The organism is Pectobacterium nicotianae (assembly GCF_023272715.1).
Lineage (GTDB): Bacteria > Pseudomonadota > Gammaproteobacteria > Enterobacterales > Enterobacteriaceae > Pectobacterium > Pectobacterium brasiliense.
Genome location: NZ_CP096821.1, coordinates 1,213,876 through 1,237,489 on the forward strand (window position 1 = coordinate 1,213,876; position 23,614 = coordinate 1,237,489).

22 protein-coding genes, 6 tRNA genes and 1 other RNA gene are annotated in these 23,614 nt (G+C 51.3%); 16 read left to right on the forward strand and 13 right to left on the reverse strand.

Annotation, left to right across the window (positions count from 1 at the left end):
• Positions 1-328: 328 nt before the first annotated feature.
• The 4 genes from MYB54_RS05370 to MYB54_RS05385 all read left to right on the forward strand — a co-directional run bounded on the left by MYB54_RS05370 (position 329) and on the right by MYB54_RS05385 (position 4,178).
• The gene (locus tag MYB54_RS05370) at positions 329-1,333 is read left to right on the forward strand and encodes a sulfate ABC transporter substrate-binding protein (protein WP_369987577.1); all 1,005 of its coding nucleotides are present in this window, start codon (positions 329-331) and stop codon (positions 1,331-1,333) included.
• Positions 1,334-1,489: 156 nt separating this feature from the next.
• Positions 1,490-2,302 carry a sulfate ABC transporter permease subunit CysT gene (gene cysT / locus MYB54_RS05375; RefSeq protein WP_010280704.1) on the forward strand — a complete coding sequence of 271 codons (813 nt, stop codon included), beginning with the start codon at positions 1,490-1,492 and terminating at the stop codon, positions 2,300-2,302.
• Between the two features lie 12 nt (positions 2,303-2,314).
• Positions 2,315-3,196: a sulfate ABC transporter permease subunit CysW gene (gene cysW, locus MYB54_RS05380; RefSeq protein WP_010280501.1), complete on the forward strand. Its 882-nt coding sequence runs from the start codon at positions 2,315-2,317 to the stop codon at positions 3,194-3,196.
• Entirely contained in the window at positions 3,186-4,178 is a 993-nt protein-coding gene (locus tag MYB54_RS05385; protein WP_010280499.1) for a sulfate/molybdate ABC transporter ATP-binding protein, read from the forward strand. The genes cysW and MYB54_RS05385 overlap by 11 nt, the downstream gene beginning before the upstream one ends.
• 80 nt (positions 4,179-4,258) lie before the next feature.
• Here the strand turns inward: MYB54_RS05385 and MYB54_RS05390 are convergent, their stop codons facing one another.
• The 3 genes from MYB54_RS05390 to MYB54_RS05400 form a co-directional block, all read right to left on the reverse strand.
• Positions 4,259-4,693, reverse strand: a complete 435-nt coding sequence (locus MYB54_RS05390; RefSeq protein WP_014916261.1) for a DoxX family protein — start codon at positions 4,691-4,693, stop codon at positions 4,259-4,261.
• Positions 4,694-5,020: 327 nt separating this feature from the next.
• Entirely contained in the window at positions 5,021-5,602 is a 582-nt protein-coding gene (locus MYB54_RS05395) for a TetR/AcrR family transcriptional regulator (protein ID WP_248721608.1), read from the reverse strand.
• A gap of 84 nt (positions 5,603-5,686) precedes the next feature.
• Complete coding sequence (locus MYB54_RS05400) at positions 5,687-6,736, reverse strand: aldo/keto reductase (RefSeq protein WP_248721609.1); 1,050 nt, start codon at positions 6,734-6,736, stop codon at positions 5,687-5,689.
• Between the two features lie 186 nt (positions 6,737-6,922).
• Between MYB54_RS05400 and MYB54_RS05405 the strand changes: the two genes are divergently transcribed.
• The gene (locus MYB54_RS05405) at positions 6,923-8,029 is read left to right on the forward strand and encodes an NADH:flavin oxidoreductase (RefSeq protein WP_248721610.1); all 1,107 of its coding nucleotides are present in this window, start codon (positions 6,923-6,925) and stop codon (positions 8,027-8,029) included.
• 152 nt (positions 8,030-8,181) lie between these two features.
• Here the strand turns inward: MYB54_RS05405 and MYB54_RS05410 are convergent.
• From MYB54_RS05410 to MYB54_RS05430, 5 genes are all read right to left on the reverse strand, one after another.
• A non-coding RNA gene (locus MYB54_RS05410) (RtT sRNA) lies at positions 8,182-8,309 on the reverse strand.
• A gap of 46 nt (positions 8,310-8,355) precedes the next feature.
• Positions 8,356-8,431: transfer RNA gene (locus MYB54_RS05415), tRNA-Lys, on the reverse strand.
• Between the two features lie 7 nt (positions 8,432-8,438).
• A tRNA-Val gene (locus MYB54_RS05420) sits at positions 8,439-8,514 on the reverse strand.
• 55 nt (positions 8,515-8,569) lie between these two features.
• A tRNA-Val gene (locus tag MYB54_RS05425) sits at positions 8,570-8,645 on the reverse strand.
• A gap of 57 nt (positions 8,646-8,702) precedes the next feature.
• A tRNA-Val gene (locus tag MYB54_RS05430) sits at positions 8,703-8,778 on the reverse strand.
• A gap of 291 nt (positions 8,779-9,069) precedes the next feature.
• On the opposite strand from MYB54_RS05430, the gene gltX reads away from it, so the two are divergent.
• Positions 9,070-10,485, forward strand: coding sequence for a glutamate--tRNA ligase (gltX, locus tag MYB54_RS05435; protein WP_248721611.1), 1,416 nt, complete (start codon positions 9,070-9,072; stop codon positions 10,483-10,485).
• A gap of 68 nt (positions 10,486-10,553) precedes the next feature.
• On the opposite strand, the gene MYB54_RS05440 is transcribed toward gltX, so the two are convergent.
• On the reverse strand, positions 10,554-11,408 hold the full coding sequence (locus MYB54_RS05440; RefSeq protein WP_248721612.1) for an alpha/beta hydrolase: 855 nt from the start codon (positions 11,406-11,408) through the stop codon (positions 10,554-10,556).
• 280 nt (positions 11,409-11,688) lie between these two features.
• Here MYB54_RS05440 and MYB54_RS05445 point away from each other — a divergent pair.
• Positions 11,689-11,764, forward strand: a tRNA-Ala gene (locus MYB54_RS05445).
• A 47-nt stretch (positions 11,765-11,811) separates the two neighbouring features.
• Positions 11,812-11,887, forward strand: a tRNA-Ala gene (locus MYB54_RS05450).
• 164 nt (positions 11,888-12,051) lie between these two features.
• On the opposite strand, the gene ung is transcribed toward MYB54_RS05450, so the two are convergent.
• The gene (gene ung / locus MYB54_RS05455) at positions 12,052-12,738 is read right to left on the reverse strand and encodes a uracil-DNA glycosylase (RefSeq protein ID WP_205559357.1); all 687 of its coding nucleotides are present in this window, start codon (positions 12,736-12,738) and stop codon (positions 12,052-12,054) included.
• A 408-nt stretch (positions 12,739-13,146) separates the two neighbouring features.
• On the opposite strand from ung, the gene grcA reads away from it, so the two are divergent.
• The gene (gene grcA, locus MYB54_RS05460; RefSeq protein WP_005973551.1) at positions 13,147-13,530 is read left to right on the forward strand and encodes an autonomous glycyl radical cofactor GrcA; all 384 of its coding nucleotides are present in this window, start codon (positions 13,147-13,149) and stop codon (positions 13,528-13,530) included.
• 70 nt (positions 13,531-13,600) lie between these two features.
• Here the strand turns inward: grcA and srmB are convergent, their stop codons facing one another.
• A complete protein-coding gene (srmB, locus tag MYB54_RS05465) occupies positions 13,601-14,926 on the reverse strand; it encodes an ATP-dependent RNA helicase SrmB (RefSeq protein WP_248721613.1) in 1,326 nt (441 codons plus the stop codon).
• A gap of 134 nt (positions 14,927-15,060) precedes the next feature.
• Here srmB and trmN point away from each other — a divergent pair, with 134 nt between their 5' ends.
• A complete protein-coding gene (trmN, locus tag MYB54_RS05470; protein WP_248721614.1) occupies positions 15,061-15,807 on the forward strand; it encodes a tRNA(1)(Val) (adenine(37)-N(6))-methyltransferase TrmN in 747 nt (248 codons plus the stop codon).
• Between the two features lie 57 nt (positions 15,808-15,864).
• Here the strand turns inward: trmN and nadB are convergent, their stop codons facing one another.
• Entirely contained in the window at positions 15,865-17,466 is a 1,602-nt protein-coding gene (gene nadB, locus MYB54_RS05475; RefSeq protein ID WP_014916253.1) for an L-aspartate oxidase, read from the reverse strand.
• A 376-nt stretch (positions 17,467-17,842) separates the two neighbouring features.
• On the opposite strand from nadB, the gene rpoE reads away from it, so the two are divergent.
• From rpoE to rseC, 4 genes are read left to right on the forward strand one after another with little or no spacing between them, the layout of a single operon-like run.
• Entirely contained in the window at positions 17,843-18,418 is a 576-nt protein-coding gene (gene rpoE / locus MYB54_RS05480; RefSeq protein WP_005973561.1) for an RNA polymerase sigma factor RpoE, read from the forward strand.
• A 59-nt stretch (positions 18,419-18,477) separates the two neighbouring features.
• Positions 18,478-19,125, forward strand: coding sequence for an anti-sigma-E factor RseA (gene rseA / locus MYB54_RS05485; RefSeq protein ID WP_039463620.1), 648 nt, complete (start codon positions 18,478-18,480; stop codon positions 19,123-19,125).
• A complete protein-coding gene (gene rseB, locus MYB54_RS05490; protein ID WP_205544703.1) occupies positions 19,125-20,087 on the forward strand; it encodes a sigma-E factor regulatory protein RseB in 963 nt (320 codons plus the stop codon). The genes rseA and rseB overlap by 1 nt, the downstream gene beginning before the upstream one ends.
• The gene (gene rseC, locus MYB54_RS05495) at positions 20,084-20,536 is read left to right on the forward strand and encodes a SoxR-reducing system protein RseC (RefSeq protein WP_248721615.1); all 453 of its coding nucleotides are present in this window, start codon (positions 20,084-20,086) and stop codon (positions 20,534-20,536) included. The genes rseB and rseC overlap by 4 nt, the downstream gene beginning before the upstream one ends.
• A 92-nt stretch (positions 20,537-20,628) precedes the next feature.
• On the opposite strand, the gene MYB54_RS05500 is transcribed toward rseC, so the two are convergent.
• Positions 20,629-20,841 carry a hypothetical protein gene (locus tag MYB54_RS05500; RefSeq protein ID WP_248721616.1) on the reverse strand — a complete coding sequence of 71 codons (213 nt, stop codon included), beginning with the start codon at positions 20,839-20,841 and terminating at the stop codon, positions 20,629-20,631.
• Here MYB54_RS05500 and lepA point away from each other — a divergent pair.
• Positions 20,833-22,632 (forward strand): translation elongation factor 4, encoded by a 1,800-nt coding sequence (lepA, locus tag MYB54_RS05505; RefSeq protein WP_039511729.1) that lies wholly within the window; start codon positions 20,833-20,835, stop codon positions 22,630-22,632. The two genes, MYB54_RS05500 and lepA, sit on opposite strands and share 9 nt — an antisense overlap.
• A 16-nt stretch (positions 22,633-22,648) precedes the next feature.
• Complete coding sequence (lepB, locus tag MYB54_RS05510) at positions 22,649-23,614, forward strand: signal peptidase I (RefSeq protein ID WP_248721617.1); 966 nt, start codon at positions 22,649-22,651, stop codon at positions 23,612-23,614.

Sequence of the window (23,614 nt, forward strand, 5' to 3'; positions counted from 1 at the left end):
CGCACGGCATCAGGGTTACCTCATATCCCGTCGTAAAATATTACCGCTGCAACAAAATTGCTTAGACTGAAAACTATTACATAATCATTAACAATATAACGCGATAGCATAAATTATCGCGAAACAATATTTTTGCCCCTTCCTTATATCCACTATTGTCACTTCCATGTTGCCAGCCTGATATATCCGTCCTATTTCAAGCGGCATGTGCGCGGTTTAAAACGATAACGTTTTTTCCTGCGAACCGAATTATTTAATTTATTAATCAGTCACATCCGTCATGATTTTATCTGATACTTTCGAGCATTAGGGAGTGATAAGAATGTCAATACGTCGTCTGGGGTTATCTGTTGCTACGGCAGCACTGTTGTTTTCCGGTGTGGCCTCGGCGGCTACCGAATTATTAAACGTGTCTTACGATCCGACGCGTGAGTTGTATCAGCAATACAATGCGGCGTTTATTAAGCATTGGAAAGCGACCACCGGTGAAGATATCACTATCAAAAACTCGCACGGCGGTTCTGGAAAGCAGGCGCGTTCGGTGATTGACGGCTTGCAGGCCGATGTGGTGACGCTGGCGCTGGCGGGTGACATTGACGCATTAAACCTGAATCAACAGCTGATCGATCCTAAATGGCAGGCACGTCTGCCTGACAACAGCACGCCTTACACCTCCACCATCGTTTTTCTGGTGCGCAAAGGTAATCCGAAGCAAATCAAAGACTGGAACGATCTGGTGAAGCCGGGCGTTGAAGTGATCACGCCAAACCCGAAAACCTCTGGCGGTGCGCGTTGGAACTTCCTGGCGGCGTGGGCGTATGCCAAAGCACAACCGGGTGGCAATGATGAAACCGCACTGAAATTTGTCACTGAACTGTATCGCCATGCACCCGTACTGGATACCGGTGCGCGTGGGGCAACGATCAGCTTTGTGCAACGTCAACTAGGCGATGTGCTGCTGGCATGGGAAAACGAAGCCTACCTGTCTCTGCAAGAACAGGGCGGCGATCAGCTTGAGATCGTGACACCGTCTCTGTCGATTCTGGCTGAACCACCGGTTGCCGTTGTCGACAAAGTCGTTGAGCGTAAGGGAACGCAGAAGCAGGCCGAAGCCTATCTGCAATACCTCTACAGCGATGAAGCGCAGCGCATCATCGGTAAAAATTTCTACCGTCCACGTAATGCCAAGATCGCTGAAGAGTTTAAAGATCAGTTTGCACCGGTGAATCTGGTGACGATTGATAAAGATTTCGGCGGCTGGAAAGCGGCACAGGACAAATTCTTTAACGACGGCGGTGTGTTCGACGCCATCTTTAAAGAGATTAATAAGTAAGTTTTTAATGTCTGATGGATTAAGGCCGCTATCACCCTAGCGGCTTTTTTCAGGTTAAGAAGGCAGAGGACCTGCCGCCTTAACCTTTCTGTCAGGTAGCGCGCGTCGGCAAGCAGTTGTTGGCTGGGTAGTGAGTATGAAAATTAAAGGCACGGTATGTCACAACGTTCTTCCTCAGTGATTCCCGGTTTCGGGCTAACGTTAGGGTTTAGCCTGAGCTATTTAGGATTAATTGTCCTCATTCCGTTGGCGGGGATGTTTTTGTATGCCAGCCAACTAACGTTTGGTCAGTTTTGGGATCTGATCACCAGCCGTCAGGTGCTTTTCTCCCTGCGGCTTTCGTTTGGTACGGCGCTGGCTGCGGCATTTATTAACGGCATTCTCGGGACGCTGCTGGCCTGGGTGCTCGTGCGTTATACCTTTCCCGGCCGTAAAGTGATCGATGCCATGATCGATATGCCCTTTGCGCTGCCAACTGCTGTGGCAGGGATTGCGCTGACGGCGTTGTATGCGCCGAATGGCCTGATTGGCTCACTGTTTCCGTTCAAAATTGCCTACACCGGCATCGGTATCACGCTGGCGCTCATTTTTGTCACGCTGCCTTTCGTGGTCAGAACGCTGCAACCGGTGCTGGCTGATATTCCGAAAGAAGTGGAAGAAGCCGCCGCCTGCCTTGGCGCGCGTCCGCTTCAGGTTTTCCGCCATGTCTTGCTTCCTGCGCTGTTACCTGCGTGGTTGACGGGCTTTGCGCTGGCCTTTGCCCGCGGCGTTGGCGAATACGGTTCCGTGGTGTTTATCGCGGGGAATATTCCGTTTAAAACCGAAATTCTGCCGCTGCTGATCGTCTCCAAGCTGGATCAGTATGACTACAAGGGAGCAACCGGGATCGGTGTATTCATGCTGCTGGTTTCTTTCATTATGCTGCTGCTGATTAACGTGTTGCAGCGCCGCATTCAACCGAAACTGTAAGGGCCGGTCTTCATGGAACAGGTTATTTCCACTCAGGCCAACGCGGCTAAAAGAAAAAAACAGCCCGCCGCCTATTACATTCTGGTTTCACTCGCGTGGGTCGTCTTTTTCCTGATTCTGGTGCTGCCGCTGATGATGGTCGTCACTCAGGGACTGGATAAAGGCGTCGGCGCATTTTGGGACGCGATTACCGAGCCGGATGCGATTTCTGCACTTAAGCTGACGCTGCTTGCGACCGTCATTTCTGTACCGCTAAACGTAGTGTTCGGGCTGGCGACGGCGTGGTGTGTGACGAAATTCGAATTTCGTGGCAAGAGCTTTCTACTGGCGCTGATCGATTTGCCATTTTCCGTTTCCCCTGTGGTTGCGGGGCTGGTGTATGTGCTGCTGTTTGGGGCGCAAAGCAAGATCTATCCCTTCCTGCTCGAACACGATCTGCAAATTGTTTACGCCGTACCGGGCATCGTGCTGGCGACAATTTTCGTTACGCTGCCTTATGTTGCCCGTGAGCTGATTCCGCTGATGGAAGAGCAGGGTTCGCAGGAGGAAGAAGCGGCACGGTTGCTGGGGGCGAATGGCTGGCAAATGTTCTGGCACATCACGCTGCCGAATGTGAAGTGGGCATTGATCTACGGCGTGGTGCTGTGTACCGCGCGTGCGATGGGGGAATTTGGCGCGGTTTCCGTCATTTCCGGCCATATTCGCGGTCTGACGAACACGCTGCCGTTGCATATTGAAATTCTTTATAACGAGTACAACATCGTTGCGGCTTTCAGCGTGGCGATCCTTCTGCTAATTATGTCACTGGTAGTGCTGCTGCTGCGCCAGTGGAGTGAAAGCCGATTGACGAAGCAAATAGAGAAACAACAGGAGTTGGCCAAAAATGAGCATTGAGATTCGCAATATTAATAAACAATTTGGTCAGTTCCGGGCGCTGAACGAGATTAATTTGTCGATCCACAGCGGCGAACTGGTGGCGTTGTTGGGGCCATCGGGCTGCGGTAAAACAACACTGCTGCGTATTATCGCCGGGCTGGAACAGCCGGATAGCGGCAGCATTATCTTTCACGGCCAGGATGTGTCCGTTCACGATGTGCGTAAACGCAACGTGGGGTTCGTATTCCAGCACTACGCGCTGTTCCGCCACATGACGGTGTTCGATAACGTGGCGTTTGGGCTGCGAATGAAGCCGAAAAATATCCGGCCATCAAAGAGTGACATCGAAAAGAAAGTGCATGAATTGCTGAATTTGGTACAGCTGGATTGGCTGGGGGATCGCTATCCTGAACAGCTTTCCGGTGGCCAACGCCAGCGTATTGCACTGGCGCGTGCGCTGATCGTCGAGCCGAGCATCCTGCTGCTGGATGAACCTTTTGGCGCACTGGATGCCAAGGTACGTAAAGAGCTGCGCCGCTGGCTGTCTCAGTTGCATGAAGATATCGATCTGACGTCGGTATTTGTGACACACGATCAGGAAGAAGCGATGGAAGTCGCCGACCGTATCGTGCTGATGAACAAAGGCGTGATTGAACAAATCGGCACGCCAGCGGAGGTGTATAACAACCCGGCCAGCGAGTTTGTTTACCATTTCCTTGGCGACAGTAACCGGTTGAAAGTGGCGCAGACGGAAGAGACGATTCTGTTCCGTCCGCATGAAGTGTCGTTATCCGTTCAGGCGCAGGAAGGCTATCAGGCAGTGACAGTGCGAGATATTCGCCCACTCGGCGCTTTGACGCGCCTGTCGTTGAAGCTGGGCGAGCAGTCTGAACTGATTGAAGCGGAAGTCGCAAAAGACGATGTAAGCCTGCACGGGCTACAGAAAGGCGATGTGATTCAGTTCAAACCCAAACGTTATAGTCACGATTGGGAAATCTGATCGACAGATCGTCGAAATAAAAAACCCGCGAATCCGCGGGTTTTTTGCTTTTGTCGTGAATACCTGCCGGGTCGCAAGGATTAGCGATAAGCAGGGTTAGAGGCAACAGAATAGCGACCGCTACCGACCAGCATGATAATAATGCCAGCGAAGAAATAGAGTGCTTCCAACTCCAGCGCCCAGGCGCCAACGTTAGTCAGGGTGAAGAATTTACCCGTTCCCACCATCAGCGTCGCTACAACCAGCGTCAGCGCGGCAATCAGGCCGGAAATGCGGGTAAATACGCCAAGAATAATCAGAATCGGGGCAACAACCTCGCCGATATAAACGCCATAAGCGATAAAACCAGGCAATCCTGCACCTTGCAGCATCTGTACGATCCAGCCTACACCGTGCTCAATTTTTGCTACGCCGTGAAACAGCAGCAGAATACCCACGGTTAAACGCAGTAAAAGTTTACCTGCATCAGGATGATCGGTTAAACGCGTGAACCACTGATTCAACTGAGAAATCATAATAGACAACCTCATAAGTGAGCAAAAAGTGCTTGTTGGCAATGCTTTGTATAGTGCGGCAGTGTCGTCGATTTAGGGACTGAATAGAAAACCAATAAATTTGATATTTTCTGTCAAAAAATTATGTGAACATCGTAAACGCAGACAAGCATAGCACCGCAATTGCGGCGGTCTAATGATGGATGGGAATAATGCAATAACAAGATGTTATGAAAAAGGAGCGTAGTCTGAATGGCTGAAGGTCAGAGGAATGGAGGGAATCGCTTTAAGAGTGGATGCAGTTTGGAACCTATCCTGGATGCGACAGGCCCCTTTTCCATAACCTGTTTATGCTTCACCAAGTAGTGCCTTTTTGGCTGCGTTGAGAAAGTCGTCCGACAAAGTGTCGCCAGCTGTTGCGCGTGCCAGCGCCAGCGCGCCGGATAACAGGGCGAATTGCGCCAGAGCATGCTGTTTGCGCTGCTCTTTATCCTCTATCGTGGAGAGGGACTCCAGCCTGTCCAGCATGGCTTTGACACCGCTGAGATAAACTTCACGTACCGGTTTGTCTTCACTTTCTCTGGCTATGTCATTGGCTAGTGCCGTGAGGGCACAGCCATCCTTAGCGCCGTCGCGATGGGCGGGGGAAAGATAGTGTTCCACCAGTGTTTGCAGGTTATGTTTATCTGCGCGCTGGCTCATTTCCTGCCAGCGAGTACCGGAATCCTCAAGCGCTTTTCGGCTGGCGATGGCGGCGAGTTCATCTTTAGAGGCAAAATGACCATAGAAACCACCGTGGGTTAAGCCTGCCGCAGCCATCAGATCGTTCACGCTAACGCCGTTCAGGCCCCGTTCACGAAAGAGCTGTGAAGAAACCTGGATGATTTCTTCTCGGTTACGCTCCATCTGCTGTTTTGATACTCGGGCCATGTTGTTCTCCTTTTTCTGTCAGGCATCATCTTAGGGTATGAAAAAGTCAGACTCAATAGATGATGCCTTTCATCAATAGCTGGATCAGGCCCGTGGCGGCCACGGTGTAATAATATGAGCGCTGTCGCCTCCCTGAGCCCGAGGCAATGTCCCTGCGATCTGATCGTGCGGCGTCCCCAGCGAAATAGCACTGACTTCATCCAGTCGCGCGACCTGCTCATCGCTTAGCGTCACATTTAATGCGAGCAGCGTATCATCCAACTGCGCCAGCGTGCGGGAACCCAGAATAGGGATCAGGCTGGTGCTGGCGCGGGCTGATTTATGCCGCAACCAGGCGATGGCAATGTGTATTGGCATGGCGTTCAAGTCGTTTGCAACGCGAAAAACCTCATCCAGCAAGGTCGTGTCTTGCTCGGTGTGCACTAATCTTCCGCCAAAACCGATCAGACGGCCTTCTTTACTTTGACGATATTTTCCCGTCAGCAGGCCGCCACCCAGTGGAGACCAAAGCGTTGCTGCGAGCCCCATTGCTTCAGCCATCGGCAGTAGTTCTCGTTCTGCGGTGCGCTGCACCAGACTGTATTCCACCTGAATACCGGCAATTCGCGACCAGCCGCGCAGTTCCGCGATGGTGTCCGCTCGGGCAATGCGCCAGGCGGGGAAATTAGAGAGGCCTGCGTACTGGATTTTTCCTGCCCGAATGAGATCGTCGAAAGCGCGAACAATCTCTTCCAGTGGCGTTAATTGGTCATCAAAGTGTGCCCACAGTAAATCGATACGATCGGTGTTTAACCGTTTCAAGCTGTTTTCGACTGATGAGATCATATTCTTACGGCTATTGCCGGTTTGGGAAATTCCGGCATCCGGCATGGCACTTAAGGTGTACTTCGTCGCAACGACAAAATGGTCGCGATCTGCGGCTATGAATTCTCCGACCATCTGCTCAGATTGGCCTAACTGGTAAGCATCCGCTGTATCGATGAAGTTGCCGCCCGCGTTGGCATAACGATCAAATACCTGTTTAGCCTGTTCTTTTTCAGAACCATAGCCCCAACCGGTGCCAAAATTTCCTGTTCCGAGAGCAAGTTCGGAAACGCGTAAGCCCGTATTACGTCCAAACGTTGTGTATTTCATACCGTGCCTCTATTTTTAAATGTCGATTGACATCTATTATATATGTCATACATCATCTATAAGTGCAAGCAGGGTGGCATTCTCTTTACGGGAGGCGATGCTCACGGAGGTTGCTTAACTGTATGAATTGCGTTTCTAATCGACATTCAACGCCGCTATGACGTTAAACCATAAAAGGAAATATTTATGTCTGATGATGTTCTGTTTAGTCCCTTCACGTTGAAAGGGTTAACTCTTCCTAACCGCATTGTCATGGCACCGATGACGCGAGGTATGGCTGAAAACGGCATTCCTGGCCCAGCGCAGGCGGAATATTATCGCCGCCGTGCCGAAGGGGGAGTCGGGCTGATTCTGACAGAGGGAACGGTAGTCGATCGTCCCGCTTCGCGTAATATGCCTGGAATCCCGCTCTTTCACAGCGAAGCCGCGTTAGCCGGTTGGGATGCGGTAGCGAAAGCGGTTCATGCCGCTGGTGGTCGTATTGGGCCGCAAATTTGGCATACAGGTTCAACCCACGGACGTGGCTGGGAGCCTGATGCGCCTGTTGAAAGCCCCTCGGGAATCGTCGGTCCAGATGAGCCTCGCGGTGTGGTGATGACCGAAGAAGATATCGCTGATACCGTGGCAGCTTTCGCTCGTGCAGCGGCGGATGCAAAACGATTGGGTTTTGACACGCTGGAACTGCATGGTGCACATGGTTACCTGATCGACCAATTCTTTTGGTCGGGCACGAATAAGCGTGAAGATGCCTTTGGTGGCGCAACGATCCGCGAACGCTCTCGCTTTGCCGCTGAGGTAATTCGTGCTGTCCGGGCCGCTGTTGGTGAGGATTTCCCGCTGATCCTGCGTGTGAGTCAGTGGAAGCAGCAGGACTATAGTGCGCGGCTGGCGAGTTCTCCACAGGAGATGACGGACTGGTTAGCGCCGCTGGTTGAGGCGGGTGTGGATATTCTTCACTGTTCCCAGCGTCGTTTCTGGGAGCCTGAATTCCCGGAGGTTGATGGGACGGAAGGGTTGAACTTCGCTGGTTGGGCGAAAAAACTGACGGGTGCGGCGACAATCAGCGTTGGCTCGGTGGGATTGACCTCGGATTTCTTTGCCGCGTTTGGCGGTGAGGGTTCTGGCACGGCGGCACTGGACAACCTATATACGCGGATGGAGCGAGAAGAGTTTGATCTGATCGCAGTAGGTCGAGTTCTGCTTTCTGATGCGCAATGGGTGCAAAAAGTGCGTTCTGGGCAGACTGATAAATTACGCGGTTTTGATGCAGCGGATTTAGCCGTACTGGCGTGATGTTTAGGTGCCGTAGCCGAGTAAGGTTGCGGTACTTTATTGAATATTGGGAAAAAGCTATGCGGAAAAATTGAGTAGAATTTTATCTACACGACACGTGTAATATACAGCATTGGGTAGATTTACTTCAGGAAGGATTCACTTTGCGGAAGTGGTGGGTCGTGCAGGATGACTCGGCCTTTGGCCTCGCCCCTTCGGGGTCAACGCTAGCGCGTTGCTGTCTCGCTTCGCTCGGCTCAAACCTGAGCGCAGGTTCTCACCTACACGACACGTGTAATATACAGCATTGGGTAGATTTACTTCAGGAAGGATTCACTTTGCGGAAGTGGTGGGTCGTGCAGGATTCGAACCTGCGACCAATTGATTAAAAGTCAACTGCTCTACCGACTGAGCTAACGACCCGCAGAAGTGGTGGGTGATGACGGGATCGAACCGCCGACCCCCTCCTTGTAAGGGAGGTGCTCTCCCAGCTGAGCTAATCACCCACTTCTGAACTACATTTACTTCAACTTTTAATAAGAAGACCAGCTGGTATGAGATTGGTGGGTGATGACGGGATCGAACCGCCGACCCCCTCCTTGTAAGGGAGGTGCTCTCCCAGCTGAGCTAATCACCCAATCTCAAATCTTCTTACTTTACACAGCGAGCTACTCTTATTTAAAACTCAAAAGAGTGGTGGGTGATGACGGGATCGAACCGCCGACCCCCTCCTTGTAAGGGAGGTGCTCTCCCAGCTGAGCTAATCACCCCCGCTGTGTGGAGTCGCATTATAGGGATCCTTGAATGTGAGTCAACGCTTTTTAAAACTAAAATGATTGTTCGTTGCAAAATTAGTCAAGACGTCGTATTTATCGCCGTTGGTGCTGCATCCTTGCGCAATTCAGCCTGTTATCTTGCTATCGCTAGCAGAATAAAAGCATGTGCGGCATGTTACGGCGTTGAGGAATCGAAGCAGAGTGATAGAATGTTGCCCACTTTTGTTCTCTGAGCTTATGTCGGTCTGTGCCGACAGCCGTTGCGTAATAAGGCTGTAATCCCAAATGAAAATCAAAACCCGTTTCGCCCCTAGTCCTACTGGCTATCTTCACGTCGGCGGCGCTCGTACCGCACTGTATTCTTGGCTGTTTGCTCGTCATCATGACGGCGAGTTCGTGCTGCGTATTGAAGATACCGATCTGGAGCGTTCAACTCAGGACGCGATTGATGCCATTATGGATGGTATGAACTGGCTGAGCCTGAACTGGGATGAAGGCCCGTACTACCAGACTAAACGTTTTGACCGTTACAACGCAGTCATCGATCAGATGCTGGAAAACGGTACGGCATATAAATGCTATTGCTCTAAAGAACGTCTGGAAGCGCTGCGTGAAAAGCAGATGGAAAACGGCGAAAAGCCGCGTTACGACGGCTGTTGCCGTGGCTCTCACGAACATCATGCTGATAATGAGCCGCACGTCGTGCGTTTTCTCAATCCGCAGGAAGGCTCGGTCATCTTCAATGACCGCATTCGCGGGCCGATCGAATTCAGCAATCAGGAGCTCGATGACCTGATTATCCGTCGTACTGACGGTTCACCGACCTACAATTTCTGTGTCGTTATCGATGACTGGGATATGGAAATCACGCACGTTATCCGTGGTGAAGACCATATCAACAACACGCCGCGTCAGATCAACATCCTGAAAGCGCTGGGCGCACCAGTGCCGGAATATGCGCATGTGTCGATGATCCTGGGCGACGACGGTAAGAAATTGTCCAAGCGTCACGGCGCTGTGGGTGTAATGCAATACCGCGATGACGGCTATCTGCCGGAAGCACTGCTGAACTATCTGGTGCGTTTAGGCTGGTCGTCTGGCGATCAGGAAATCTTCTCTATAGATGAGATGAAATCGCTGTTCTCGCTGGATGCCGTCAACAAATCGGCGAGCGCTTTCAATACTGAGAAGCTGCAATGGCTGAACCATCACTATATTAACCATTTACCCGCAGAATATGTGGCGACGCATCTGTCATGGCATATTGAGCAGGCTGGAATTGATACCCGCACTGGGCCGCAGCTGAGCGAACTGGTCGGTTTGCTGGGCGAACGCTGCAAAACATTGAAAGAAATGGCGGAATCTTGCCGTTATTTCTATGAAGATTTTGCTGAGTTTGATGCCGATGCTGCGAAGAAACACCTGCGCCCGGTTGCCCGTCAGGCGCTTGAGCTGGTACGCGAGAAGCTGGCCGCGATAACGAGCTGGACGCCGGAGAATATCCATCATGCCATTCAGGGCACGGCGGACGAGCTGGGTCAGGGCATGGGTAAAGTCGGTATGCCACTGCGCGTTGCGGTAACCGGCGCGGGTCAGTCTCCGGGCGTTGACGTGACTGTGCATGCGATTGGTCAACAGCGTTCGCTGGCGCGTATTGATAAAGCGTTGGCGTTCATTGCTGAGCGTGAAGCGCAGCAATAAGCCCTACAGCATGAATAGACAAGAAGCCCCGGCCAAATGCTGGGGCTTTTTATTTATGACTTAGCGCATTATTGACCGGCGATAGCAACCGCTTTACCGATGGCATCGGGGATCACGTCGCCATGCCCTTTACCGGGGAACAGAATAAAGTCGGCTTTTGTGCCTTGTTCGTTAAGCTGTGCGACCAGCGCTGTTGCTCTTTCCACCATTTTTCTTTGGCTGAGACGCTCTGCCCGCTTTTCATCAACAGGTTTACCCGCCTGCGTTTTGGCTGGCTCATCTTCATTTGCCCCTGCCGTGACGGTAATGGATTGTGGCGGTGTCGCGAGCAGCGGCGTTCTTGTCGGAATCACAACGCCATTTCCCCACCAGATAGACGGGCTTGCGGCAACATAACGCTGGAAAGATTCGGTGTGGTTAAAAAGCGTATAGAGCGTAAACAGACCGCCGAAAGAGTGTCCGGCCAGCGTTTGTTTTTGCTTATTCACGGCGTAGTTCGCTTCAACCCAGGGTTTTACCGTGGATTGCAGGAATTGATAAAACGCCTCAGCTTCGCCGCCTGCGGCAAAATCTGGGTCGGTGAGCGTTGTCGGTGGCGTGTAGTCACGCGTTCTGGCGGGGACATCGTAAGGCTTATCGATCGGATAACCCACGGCGACAATCAGCGGTGCAGCGCCATTTTTTGCATTATAGCTATTTACGGCAACGGGAAACTGAGCATTGCCGTCCAGCATATACAGAACCGGATAACCCCCTTCAGGTGCCGGTTGGCGGGGAAGTGCGATAAAAAGCCGATAGGCATGCTGCGCATCGCTTTTCATCTCAATTTGCCTGATCTCAAATTGAGCTTTCGCTTGTTCGGTCATATCGGGAATGGTGGGCTGTGCACGAACAGGCAACATGCCAGAGGCAGATACCATCATAGAAAATACAATCATAGGAAAATAGCGCATGTGATGGGGCTTATATAGGAGGCAGAAGCGTAACGTGAAGTGATGATAATAAATCGCGTTATCGTTAGCAGCTTTTTATTGTGCTTATGATGAGATGACATCGAAATGGCCGCCTGTTTTTTCTTACCTTTGGCGTCTTTTTCAGCGGTTAATCGGATAACCGGATTTAGCCGTTGACACTGCGAATCGGGTTTCATATTATGCGACGCGTTCGCACAGTACTTGCTTTCACGGTGATGCTGTAAGATACGGGGCTATAGCTCAGCTGGGAGAGCGCTTGCATGGCATGCAAGAGGTCAGCGGTTCGATCCCGCTTAGCTCCACCAAACACTCCCTCTGTTTGGTTGATTATCACGAACATTCCACACGTTGTGGGGCTATAGCTCAGCTGGGAGAGCGCTTGCATGGCATGCAAGAGGTCAGCGGTTCGATCCCGCTTAGCTCCACCAAATCATCGCATCACTTCTTATTTCATTCCGTTTTTTCAATTTCTCCCTATTCAATTAACGTTTTTCATTTGCTTAATACGTTTGTCAGCGATTCTTTGTAAATCATTCTTTGTAAACGACAGTTGGCTGCCTTCATTTTTTGAAGACAACCAAACCGTTATCGCTTAAGCCTCTTCCGGGAGCCTTGGCGTCCAGTCTATTGGCGACAGCCCTTGTTGTTCCAAAAGCTGATTAGCCTGCGAAAAATGCTTACAGCCCAAGAAACCGCGGTGGGCAGATAGGGGGGAAGGGTGCGGTGATTTCAGAATATGGTGACGCTGCTGATCGATGATGTTGCCTTTTTTCTGTGCATGCGAGCCCCATAGCAGAAAGACCAGACCTTCCCGCTGCTCATTCAATGCCGCGATGACGCGGTCAGTAAACGTTTCCCAGCCCAAGTTAGCATGCGAGTGCGCCTGTCCGGCTTCAACGGTTAATACCGTGTTGAGTAGTAAAACGCCTTGCTCCGCCCAGCTTTGTAGAAAACCATGCCGTGGAATTTCAAATCCAGGGATGTCGCTCGCTAATTCTTTATAAATATTGCCCAGAGAAGGCGGAGCGGGTACGCCAGGACGTACCGAGAACGACAGTCCGTGTGCCTGATTTGGGCCGTGATAGGGATCTTGTCCCAGAATGACGACTTTGACCTGATGCAGTTCGGTAAAGCGGAACGCGTTGAAAATATCCTTCTGCGGAGGATAGATAGTTTTACCCGCTGCACGTTCTTTCCCAACGAATTCAAGGGTGTTAATGAAGTAAGGCTGCTGCTTTTCTTGTGCCAGCACGTCATGCCAGGTGAGAGAGGTCGCCATCATGCACTCTTTTTTTACAGGTTGAATGGTGTTGCGGGTAGCTTACCGATCTATCGTGCTGAGGTAAAACCGTAACCGTTGTTGTCGCAATGAAAACGCCTTTTTTTGAAAAAAAATTGAAAATTTACAAAAATATTTGCAATTTGGTGTCTTGGTAATATTGATATAAAACAATAAATTGCCTTCGTGTAGTTAAGTGGTGGGGTTTTAAAATTGATTTAAGTCAAGGATGTCCCGTTATCAGGCTGGTATATAAGGGGGTAGATACAGACAGTTTTATACGATCGTTACGAAATCTGGCCGTTTTTAACTAAAACCGTTTTTAACTCAGTCAGTTTTAACTAAGTCAGTTTTTAACTACGTTCGTTTTTAACTAAGACAATAACACGCCGTTTTACGGAGGCAATTATGGTTACTGGTATTCAAATCACCAAGGCTAACGACAGCGCGCTGATCAATTCTTTCTGGTTGCTGGATGAAGAAAAATCACAGGCGCGTTGCGTGTGTGCTAAATCGGGTTATAGCGAAGATCAAATCGTTCCGGTGAGCGATCTGGGTCAGATCGAGTATCGTGAAATTCCGCTGGAAATCAAACCTGAAGTGCGTGTGGAAGGCGGTCAGCACCTGAACGTAAACGTTCTGCGCCGTGAGACGCTGGAAGATGCCGTTAAGCATCCGGAAAACTATCCGCAGCTGACTATCCGCGTATCTGGCTACGCTGTGCGTTTCAACTCACTGACGCCAGAGCAGCAGCGCGACGTTATCGCTCGTACTTTTACCGCAAGCCTGTAAGTTGTTACTCAAGCCTTAACAAAAAGGGAGCCGAAGCTCCCTTTTTTTATGTCTCTATTTTATCGAGATTTTACTCGGCAGAGGATTCGTCGGTTTTCTGCGTTGGTTGACGACGCTTACCAACATTTTTACTGTCGCGATCGCGAACCTTCACTTTAACTTTTTCTTTTTCCTTCTCTTTTTTCTCTTTCCGCTTGGCGAGCACTTTTTTCGACGGTTTGCCCGTCGTTTTGGCGCTTGGCGCTTTAGTCGCCGGGCGAAGTTCCTCAATGACGCGTGGTTTTAGCGGCTCATTCAGGTAGCGGCTGATTTTTCCCAGCAGCAGGTGATCGTGCGCTTCGACAAAAGAGATAGCACAGCCTTTACGACCGGCGCGGCCAGTACGGCCGATACGGTGAAGGTAAGTATCAGCTGTGCGCGGCAAGTCAAAGTTAAATACGTGGCTGACATCGTCAATATCAATACCGCGCGCGGCGATATCGGTTGCCACCAGCACGTTGACACGCCCGTCGCTCAGACGTTTGATCGCCTCATTACGTTTGGCCTGCACCATTTCGCCTTCGAGATAGCAGGAGTTAATGCCCGCTTCACGTAGCCAGGCAACCAGCTCATGCACACGCTCACGCTTGCGTACAAAAACGATAGAACGCGTCACATCCGGCTGTTTTAACTGGTGGCAGAGCAGCGCCGTTTTGTGTTTGAGATCGTCAGCGCGGTAATACCATTGCAGAATTTTTTTACGTTCCCGACGCGATGGGTCGGATTCGATTTCAACAGGTTCGTTGAGCAAGCGCTCGGCGAAATCTTTGATCGCGTCCCCTTCCAGCGTCGCAGAAAACAGCATTGTTTGCTTGCGCCAGCGGGTTTCTCCGGCGATGTGTTCAATATCCTGAGCGAAGCCCATATCCAGCATTCTGTCTGCTTCATCCAGAATCAGTGTTTCTACCGCGCGGCAATCGAAGTTTTCTTCTTTAATGTATTGCAGCAGACGGCCCGTCGTCGCGACGACGATATCCTGATTTTCACTGAAGACTTCTGCGTGGTTCATGTAGGCCACGCCGCCGGTGATCGTGGCGATATCCAGGTGCGTATGCGCTGCAAACGCTCGCGCCTGATCGGCTACCTGCATGGCGAGTTCACGGGTTGGCGTGAGGATCAGAATACGAGGTGGACCCGATTTTTTACGAGGGAAATCGATAAGATGCTGCAAAACCGGCAGCAGATAGGCGGCGGTTTTACCTGTTCCTGTTGGCGCGGAGCCCAGTACGTCGCGGCCTTCCATCGCCGGAGGGATCGCCTCAGCTTGAATCACGGTCGGGCGCTCGTAGCCCATGTCGCGCAGGGCGTCTAACAGGCTTTCATCAAGATCAAGCTCGGAAAAATTGGTTACAGTCATGGTCTACCTCTATTTGGGGCGCCGATTATAGACGGATTGGCCGGTTTCTTCACCTGTTTAAGCAGACATCGGCACTTTTCCTGTACTGATGTTTCACCTATGCTACTGCGGTTTGCGTTTGGAATCTTATTTTCATGAGTCATCAGGCTGATAATAAACTGACACTGCGTCGGGATGGATTTACCTTCAAGCAATTCTTTGTGGCGCACGATCGTTGTGCCATGAAGGTGGGAACCGACGGCATTTTGCTGGGTGCCTGGACGCCGGTGTCTTCAGCCACACGGATTCTGGATATTGGCAGCGGATCCGGCCTTCTCGCGCTGATGCTGGCGCAACGTTCTGAACCCCATGTTCCGATTGATGCCGTCGAACTGGATAGCGCCGCCAGCGATCAGGCGAAAGAAAACGTTGCTGCCTCGCCATGGGCTGACAGAATCACTGTGTATGCTGAGGATATCGTCAGTTTTGCTGAGACGCGAGCCGCCACCTATTCGTTGATTATCAGTAACCCGCCTTATTTTCCGCCGGGGATCGCGTGCGGGTCGGCTCAGCGCGATCTGGCTCGCTATACCACGTTGTTAACCCACGAAGCGCTGTTGCGCTGTGCTCATCAACTGCTGATGCCTGAAGGGCTTTTCTGCGTGGTGCTGCCGGTTCAGGTGGCTGAGCATTTTATTTCGCTGGCGCAGCAGCACAATTGGCACGTTCACCAGCAGCTTCACGTATCGGAGCAGGAAGAGAAACCTACGCATCGCGTTTTGCTGGCGCTGTCTCGTCAGGAAAGAGAATGTGCGAATTCCTCACTGGTCATTCGTGATGCAGAAAGGCGCTACTCGACGGATTTCCAACGGCTGACAAAAGATTTTTATCTCTTTATGTAGATGGCAGACGCCTTGTAGCGGCGTCTGCCTTTTCTGAGCGAACGATTTCTCTATGCGTTACGGCACCAGAATGGTGGGGGTTGGGGTGTCGAACTGCTCTGGGTAGTCCAGTGTGTAATGTAGTCCGCGGCTTTCTTTTCTTTCCAGCGCACAGCGGACGATGAGTTCGGCAACCTGCACCAGATTACGCAGTTCCAGCAAATTGTTGGAGATACGGAAGTGGGCGTAGTACTCATTGATTTCCTGCTGAAGCAGTTGGATGCGACGTTGTGCCCGCTCCAGTCGTTTAGTCGTCCGCACGATCCCTACGTAGTCCCACATAAAAAGGCGCAGCTCGTGCCAGTTATGCTGGATCACCACTTGTTCGTCGGAGTTGTCGACCTGGCTTTCATCCCAATCTGGTAACTTTTTCACTGCTTTGATTTGCGGTAAGCGCTGCAAAATATCCTCAGCGGCTGACCAGCCGTAAACCAGACACTCAAGTAATGAGTTGGATGCCATGCGGTTTGCGCCATGCAATCCGGTGTAGCTGACTTCGCCAATCGCATACAGGCCGTCAAGATCGGTGCGACCATGCTGATCGACCAGCACGCCGCCGCACGTGTAGTGTGCTGCGGGCACGATCGGTATCGGCTCACGCGTCAGATCGATGCCAAGAGACTGTAGTTTTTCATCGATAGTGGGGAAGTGCTGTTTGATGAATGCTTCGGGCTTGTGGCTAATATCCAGATACATGCAGTCTGCGCCAAGCCGTTTCATCTCATGGTCAATCGCCCGGGCGACGACGTCGCGCGGTGCCAGTTCGCCTCTGGCATCGAAATCGGGCATAAAGCGTGTGCCGTCAGGACGTTTAAGGTACGCGCCTTCACCGCGCAGCGCTTCCGTTAGCAGGAAATTTCGTGCCTGCGGGTGGAACAGACAGGTCGGGTGAAACTGATTGAACTCCAGATTTGCCACGCGGCAACCCGCACGCCAGGCCATGGCGATGCCATCACCAGAGGAAATATCGGGGTTCGTGGTGTATTGATACACTTTGGATGCGCCGCCGGTCGCCAGAACCACCGTTTTCGCTCGGCAGGATTCTACGCGTTCCCGTTCACGGTTCCATATATAAGCACCGACAATGCGGCGTGTGCCGGGCAGACCCAGCTTATTCGAGGTAATTAAATCGACGGCGTTGCAGCGTTCCATAATCCGAATATTCGGATGAGATAGCGCTTTCTGCACCAGCGTGTTTTCCACTTCTTTGCCCGTTGCATCCGCGGCATGCAGAATTCGACGATGGCTGTGCCCGCCTTCACGCGTGAGATGGTAACGTTCTTCGCCGCTAGTGCTGGTTTCGGTATCGAACAGCACGCCTTGTTCGATCAGCCATTGAACGCAGTGTTTGGCATTGCTGGCGATAAACTCAACGGCTTCCCGTTCACACAGGCCATCGCCAGCGATCAGGGTATCTTCGATATGGGAGTCAATCGTGTCCGTTTCATCGAAAACGGCGGCGATACCGCCCTGAGCATAAAACGTTGCGCCTTCGTTGAGTGGGCCTTTGCTTAATACCGTCACGTTGGCTTGTGAAGCCAGACGCAGCGCCAGTGAAAGCCCGGCAGCACCGCTGCCAATGATTAAAACATCACAGACGTATTCAGTGGTCGTTTGCATGGTCGTGTCGTGGGTGCAAAAAGAAGAGGAAATCCGATGGTAGCACCCAATGGTTGATTGCTGCATTGGTTTTTAGCCCCATTTCTACGCTATAAATAAGCGAAGAGTAGGGCGTGCTGAATCGTGCGCATACCCCAGATTTATCGTATCATCCTCGGAGAAGCGTAGAGCCTCAGATGAAGACCATTTTTGATGAAGAAAATGTGTGATGATACGCATCGCAAAGACGAGTAACGGCGCTAAGCAAAAGAAAAATGATGACTCGGAACTTTATTGGATGTCTTGGTTCTAATGAGGAGCTTGCTCTAAATATGACTTATATAGCTGGCAGTACTATTTTACGTGTGGAGAACGGTTTGAGTAGAGATTACCTCGGATGAGCGAGCAACTGGCAGATCAGGTTCTGGTCGAGCGAGTCCAAAAAGGCGATCAAAAATCGTTTAACTTGTTGGTCGTTCGTTATCAGCATAAGGTAGCGAGCCTGGTATCACGGTATGTTCCCCAAGGGGACGTGCCGGACGTGGTACAGGAATCGTTTATTAAAGCCTATCGCGCGTTAGAGTCATTCCGCGGCGATAGCGCGTTCTATACGTGGCTGTATCGTATCGCAGTGAATACGGCCAAGAATTATCTGGTAGCTCAGGGACGCCGCCCGCCTTCCAGCGACATTGATGCCAATGATGCGGAAAACTATGAAAATGCGGGTGCACTGAAAGAAATATCGAACCCTGAGAATTTAATGTTGTCAGAGGAATTACGAAGCATCGTTTTCCGAACTATTGAGTCTTTACCGGAAGATTTACGTTTAGCGATTACGCTGCGTGAGTTGGACGGTTTAAGCTACGAAGAGATCGCCGTGATTATGGATTGTCCCGTCGGCACTGTTCGTTCTCGTATTTTCCGGGCGCGGGAAGCGATTGATAATAAAGTACAACCGCTTATTCAGCGCTAGCGAGCGTTTTCAGCTATCCGCATGACTAATGATGGATTTGACAAGGTAAGGGTGTCGGTATGCAGAAAGAGAAACTTTCCGCTTTAATGGATGGCGAAGCAGTTGATTCCGAACTGTTAGGCGCATTGTCACGGGATGACGCGTTGCAGCAAAGTTGGCAAAGTTATCATCTGATTCGTGATGTGATGCGTGGTGATGTGAGTGAAAACGTGATTCACCTAGACATCGCTTCTCGTGTTGCCGCTGCAATCGAAAAAGAACCTGTTCGTCTGGTTCCACAAGCGCAGCCTGAATCTCAGCCACAACCTGTCGAGTGGACGAAGATGCCTTTCTGGCACAAAATCCGCCCGTGGGGCAGCCAGCTGACACAAGTCGGTGTGGCCGCCTGCGTCTCTTTAGCGGTGATTGTCGGCGTACAAAATTACCAGCAGGGTAATGCTGCCGAACAGGTTGTGGAATCCGGCGTGTTCAGCACCTTACCCGCTATGGGCACTGCCTCTCCAGTGAGTCTGGGCGTGCCGTCAGAAAATGTTGCCCCTAACAGCGGTCAACAGAAATCCGATATGCAGCGCAATCGCCTTAACGCCATTTTGCAGGACTACGAATTACAGCGCCGGCTGCATGCCGAGCACGCTCTGCCGCAGGACGATCAGCAAGCGGCAATTCAGGTTCCCGGTACTCAATCATTAGGAACACAGCCCCGGTAATGAAGCGTGTTTGGTCCGCCGCCTGTTTTCTGATTGGCAGTCTGTTTTATTCTACTTTCGCCCCGGCTCAGAATGTTGAGCCGGGCGCGTTGCTGCAACAGATGAATGGCGCTATTCGTTCTCTGAATTACGAAATTTCCTTTATTAACATTACCCTGCAAGGGTTCGAGTCGGTACGGTATCGCCATGCTGTGGTGAATGACCGTGCCTTAGCACAGTTGCTGTTTATGGACGGGCCGCGACGCGAGATCGTGCAGCGTGGTAATGAAGTCAGCTATTTCGATCCTGGTTTTGAGCCATTTACGCTCACTAGCGACCATATCGTTGACTCTCTCCCTGCTCTGGTATTCGCTGATTTCCAGAAACTCTCGCCCTATTATGATTTTGTTCCTGCTGATGGGCGGGTGCGCATTGCCGATCGTCTGGCATCAGGCATTCGGGTCATCTCACGCGATGGCACACGCTACAGCTATACGGTGTGGATTGATGCGGACTCGAAACTTCCACTGCGCATTGATTTACAGGATCGCAATGGCGACAAACGGCTGGAGCAATTCTTAACGACATCCCTGATTGTTGACGATGATGTGGTGAGCGTGATGCGTCCGCTGGAAGGTATCAAACTTCCTCCTGCGCTACCCACGCCTGCTGCGGAAAAAGGTGATTTTACCTGGGTGCCGGAATGGCTACCTGCCGGGATGAGAGAGCTGTCGCACAACAAAAAGGTGTTGCCAGGTTCGTCCATTCCGATTGAAACACGTCTGTATAGCGATGGTTTATTCAGCTTTTCGATTAACATTAGCCCGTCTTCTGACGTGAGCGAGGAACAATCTGTGCTCACGGGGCGACGCTCTATTCACACTGTCATGAAAGGCAACCGAGAGATTACCGTCGTCGGCGATATTCCTCCTTCTACGGCTAAACGCGTGGCTGACAGCATTATTTTGAAGGCGCAACCGTGATTAAAGAGTGGGCAACGGTAGTGTCATGGCAGGATGGCATCGCAGAGCTGCGGTGTGAGCCAAGTTCGGGCTGCGGCACCTGTAAGTCCCGCTCGTCGTGTGGAACGGGTTTATTAAGTCAGCTTGGGCTTTCTGCTGAAAACACGCTGTTCGTTCCTTACGATCGGCCTTTAGAAGTGGGACAAAAAGTGGAATTGGGCATTTCTGAGGGGCGGCTGCTGTTTTCCGCGGCTTTGGTTTATTTCGTTCCGCTGGTTGGGCTGCTGCTCGGCGCGGCGATTTGCCAAACGTTATTCGGCACAGATCTGGCTGCTGTTATTGGCGCGCTGCTGGGCGGTGGCATGGCGTTTATTGGCGTGAAGCGCTGGGCGAAGCAGTTGGGTAAGAATAAGCGTTATGAGCCCGTTATCCTGCAAATCGCACTGCCGGGCACGCTCTTACAAAATTGACCTGTTTACCGGAGCGTAAACGGCGCGTGGTGCGGAAACATTGCTGACTTATTTGTTATCTTTCGACACGATGTTTGCCACGTAATGACACTTTACTTCCTGCTTTCCTCTTGTTGTTCTGCTATTCCAAATAAAACCGTCATAATCAAGGGGAATGCACCGGACATGACTAGGTTTTCACGCCTCTCGCATGTAGAATACTGCGATTCAGGTGGAATAACATCGCTGCTGTTTTCACCTATGCGCATGCCCATCGGCAAGAATTTCAGGAATATCAAGGTAGAAAAATTTTTATAATGAAGCATATACGAAATTTCTCCATTATTGCCCATATCGACCACGGTAAATCAACGTTATCTGACCGTATTATCCAGATTTGCGGCGGTTTAACCGAGCGTGAAATGGCGGCGCAGGTTCTGGATTCCATGGATCTGGAACGTGAACGCGGAATAACGATTAAAGCGCAAAGCGTCACGCTGGATTATAAAGCGCAGGACGGCCAAACCTACCAGTTAAACTTCATCGATACACCTGGGCACGTTGACTTCTCTTATGAGGTTTCCCGTTCGCTCGCCGCCTGTGAAGGCGCGCTGCTTGTCGTTGACGCTGGGCAGGGTGTTGAAGCTCAAACGCTGGCTAACTGCTATACCGCGCTGGATATGAATCTGGAAGTGGTGCCGGTTCTGAATAAGATCGACCTGCCTGCTGCCGATCCGGATCGTGTTGCTCAGGAAATTGAAGACATCGTCGGTATTGATGCCACCGACGCCGTGCGCTGCTCTGCAAAAACGGGGATTGGCGTGCCGGATGTTCTGGAGCGTCTGGTGCGTGATATTCCGCCGCCGGAAGGCGGCCCTGATGAACCGTTGCAGGCGCTGATTATCGACTCCTGGTTTGATAACTACCTTGGCGTTGTGTCACTGGTACGTATCAAAAACGGCACGATGCGCAAAGGCGACAAAATTAAGGTGATGAGCACGGGTCAGGTTTATAACGCCGACCGTCTCGGTATTTTTACGCCGAAGCAGATCGACCGCGATGTATTGAACTGCGGCGAAGTAGGCTGGTTGGTGTGCGCCATCAAAGATATTTTGGGTGCCCCAGTAGGGGATACGCTGACTCTGGCGCGTCATCCGGCTGAAAAAGCGTTACCGGGCTTCAAGAAAGTCAAACCGCAGGTCTACGCTGGCCTGTTCCCGATTAGCTCCGACGACTATGAAGCATTCCGCGACGCGTTAGGCAAGCTGAGCCTCAATGATGCCTCTCTGTTCTATGAGCCAGAAAGCTCTACTGCGCTGGGCTTTGGTTTCCGCTGTGGCTTCCTGGGCCTGCTGCACATGGAGATCATTCAGGAACGTCTGGAGCGTGAGTACGATCTGGAACTGATCACTACGGCACCGACGGTAGTGTATGAAGTAGAAACGACGGCTAAAGAAACTATTTATGTTGATAGCCCGTCTAAACTGCCGCCGCTGAACAATATTCAGGAACTGCGCGAGCCGATTGCCGAGTGTCACATGCTGATGCCTCAGGAATATTTGGGTAACGTGATTACGCTTTGTATTGAGAAGCGTGGCGTGCAGACGAACATGGTGTACCACGGTAATCAGGTTGCGTTGACGTATGAGATCCCGATGGCCGAAGTGGTACTCGATTTCTTCGATCGCCTGAAATCAACGTCTCGTGGTTATGCCTCGCTGGATTATGGCTTCAAGCGTTTCCAGGCATCAGACATGGTGCGCGTTGATGTATTAATCAACAACGAGCGTGTCGACGCATTGGCCCTGATTACTCACCGTGATAATTCACAATACCGTGGCCGTGAGTTCGTCGAAAAAATGAAAGAACTGATTCCGCGTCAGCAATTTGATATCGCGATTCAGGCCGCAATTGGTAACCACATTATTGCGCGCTCTACGGTTAAGCAATTGCGTAAAAACGTACTGGCCAAGTGTTATGGTGGCGACGTCAGCCGTAAGAAGAAACTGTTGCAGAAACAGAAAGACGGTAAGAAACGTATGAAGCAGGTCGGTAACGTCGAACTGCCGCAAGAAGCGTTTCTGGCAATTCTGCACGTCGGCAAAGACAGTAAATAAATTCTGAGGAGTTGGCATGGCCAATATGTTTGCCGTAATTCTGGCAGTGGTGACGCTGGTCACGGGGATTGTCTGGTGTTTAGAACGTTTCGTCTGGGCACCCGCTCGCCGGAAGAAATTTGCTGCGATGAGCGGCGCCGATCTGGCTGATGGCGCAGTTTCATCGAAAGCGATTCAGCAACCAGGTTGGATTGAGACGATAGCGTCTGTCTTCCCGGTCGTGGCTTTGGTATTGGTTGTGCGCTCCTTCATTTATGAGCCGTTTCAAATTCCATCGGGTTCGATGATGCCGACGCTGTTGATCGGTGATTTTATTCTGGTGGAGAAGTTTGCCTACGGTATTAAAGAACCCTTCACGCAAAAAACGCTGATCGAAACTGGTCATCCGAAGCGTGGCGACGTGGTGGTATTTAAATATCCGTCCGATCCTAAAGTAGACTTCATCAAACGCGTGGTTGGCGTACCGGGCGATCGCGTGAGCTATAACCCGATAACCAAGCAGGTGACGATTCGTCCATCCTGTCAGGGGCAGCAGGCGTGTGATACCGCCTTGGCGGTCACATACAGTAACGTACAGCCTAGCGATTTTGTTCAGACCTTCAACCAGCTAGGACTGGAGTCGCGTAGCGGTTTTTATGAAGTGCCTGTCAATGACAACAGCGTGGATGGCGTCCGCATGGGCACGCGTAAAGAGTCACTGGGCAATGTCACGCATAATATTCTCCTGGTACCGGGCCAGCAGGATCAGCTTGGTGGTTATTACCAGCAATCGCAGCAGCAGCTTGCGACATGGGTTGTCCCAGCAGGGCACTACTTCATGATGGGCGATAACCGCGACAACAGTCTGGATAGCCGCTATTGGGGCTTTGTACCAGAGAGAAATCTGGTCGGTAAAGCCACTGCTATCTGGATGAGCTTTGAGAAGCAGGAAGGTGAATGGCCTACCGGCGTTCGTTTGAGTCGCATCGGTGGCATTCATTAA

Coding starts and splice junctions, on each gene's coding strand:
- MYB54_RS05395 (WP_248721608.1), bottom strand. CDS start 5,602: ATGGCCCGAGTATCAAAACAGCAGATGGAGCGTAACCGAGAAGAAATC.
- rseB (WP_205544703.1), top strand. CDS start 19,125: ATGAAGCGTGTTTGGTCCGCCGCCTGTTTTCTGATTGGCAGTCTGTTT.
- MYB54_RS05385 (WP_010280499.1), top strand. CDS start 3,186: ATGAGCATTGAGATTCGCAATATTAATAAACAATTTGGTCAGTTCCGG.
- rseA (WP_039463620.1), top strand. CDS start 18,478: ATGCAGAAAGAGAAACTTTCCGCTTTAATGGATGGCGAAGCAGTTGAT.
- MYB54_RS05440 (WP_248721612.1), bottom strand. CDS start 11,408: ATGATGGTATCTGCCTCTGGCATGTTGCCTGTTCGTGCACAGCCCACC.
- trmN (WP_248721614.1), top strand. CDS start 15,061: ATGAGTCATCAGGCTGATAATAAACTGACACTGCGTCGGGATGGATTT.
- MYB54_RS05390 (WP_014916261.1), bottom strand. CDS start 4,693: ATGATTTCTCAGTTGAATCAGTGGTTCACGCGTTTAACCGATCATCCT.
- MYB54_RS05500 (WP_248721616.1), bottom strand. CDS start 20,841: ATGCTTCATTATAAAAATTTTTCTACCTTGATATTCCTGAAATTCTTG.
- gltX (WP_248721611.1), top strand. CDS start 9,070: ATGAAAATCAAAACCCGTTTCGCCCCTAGTCCTACTGGCTATCTTCAC.
- ung (WP_205559357.1), bottom strand. CDS start 12,738: ATGGCGACCTCTCTCACCTGGCATGACGTGCTGGCACAAGAAAAGCAG.
- lepB (WP_248721617.1), top strand. CDS start 22,649: ATGGCCAATATGTTTGCCGTAATTCTGGCAGTGGTGACGCTGGTCACG.
- nadB (WP_014916253.1), bottom strand. CDS start 17,466: ATGCAAACGACCACTGAATACGTCTGTGATGTTTTAATCATTGGCAGC.
- cysW (WP_010280501.1), top strand. CDS start 2,315: ATGGAACAGGTTATTTCCACTCAGGCCAACGCGGCTAAAAGAAAAAAA.
- MYB54_RS05405 (WP_248721610.1), top strand. CDS start 6,923: ATGTCTGATGATGTTCTGTTTAGTCCCTTCACGTTGAAAGGGTTAACT.
- rpoE (WP_005973561.1), top strand. CDS start 17,843: ATGAGCGAGCAACTGGCAGATCAGGTTCTGGTCGAGCGAGTCCAAAAA.
- srmB (WP_248721613.1), bottom strand. CDS start 14,926: ATGACTGTAACCAATTTTTCCGAGCTTGATCTTGATGAAAGCCTGTTA.
- grcA (WP_005973551.1), top strand. CDS start 13,147: ATGGTTACTGGTATTCAAATCACCAAGGCTAACGACAGCGCGCTGATC.
- lepA (WP_039511729.1), top strand. CDS start 20,833: ATGAAGCATATACGAAATTTCTCCATTATTGCCCATATCGACCACGGT.
- MYB54_RS05400 (WP_248721609.1), bottom strand. CDS start 6,736: ATGAAATACACAACGTTTGGACGTAATACGGGCTTACGCGTTTCCGAA.
- cysT (WP_010280704.1), top strand. CDS start 1,490: ATGTCACAACGTTCTTCCTCAGTGATTCCCGGTTTCGGGCTAACGTTA.